Here is a 558-nt window from a genome sequence, read left to right as displayed (position 1 = left end):
AGTTGTGTATAAGAGACAGCGCCACCACCTTCGCCCGCCCGACCGTCCCCGGTGCAACAACCGCCCCTTCACCTGGAGCCGTCTCACCTTGCGTCGCCTCATCTGGCGTGGTCTCGCCCGGGATCGCGTGATGGGTTGCCTGGCCTGGGGTCGTCTGACCCGGGATCGCGTGGCCTGGGGTCGCTCTGCCTGGAGCCGCCTGGCCTGGGGTCGCGTCATGGGTTGCCTGGCCCGGGGGTGGGGCCGCCGCCTCCACCGAGGTGGCGGCGCCGCCTCCGCCGGCAAGGCCGTCTCCGTTGGAAGGGCTGCCTTCGCCGGAAGGGCTGTCCGCGTGCCCGTTCACGCCGGACGGGCCGCCCTCGCCGGAGGGGCTGCTCGCGTGCCCGTCCGCGCCGGAAAAGCCGCTGGCGACGGAAATGCTCTCGGCATCGGGAAAGCCGCTGGTGCCGGCGACGCCCCCGACGGCCCGGGCGCCACCGACGCCGGTGACGTCGCCGGTCCGGGTGTCCGGGGCGGGCGTGGTGCGGTGGGACTCGGTGAGGGCGGACCTGGTGGGGG

General features: G+C 74.4%; 1 pseudogene. It reads left to right on the top strand.

What is annotated here, in order from left to right:
• Positions 1 to 296: 296 nt before the first annotated feature.
• Positions 297 to 558, top strand: a pseudogene (locus E1292_RS53285) (hypothetical protein); the annotation flags it as partial.

Source organism: Nonomuraea deserti (assembly GCF_004348685.1).
GTDB lineage: Bacteria > Actinomycetota > Actinomycetes > Streptosporangiales > Streptosporangiaceae > Nonomuraea > Nonomuraea deserti.
This window is presented reverse-complemented; position numbering and strand designations above follow the sequence as displayed.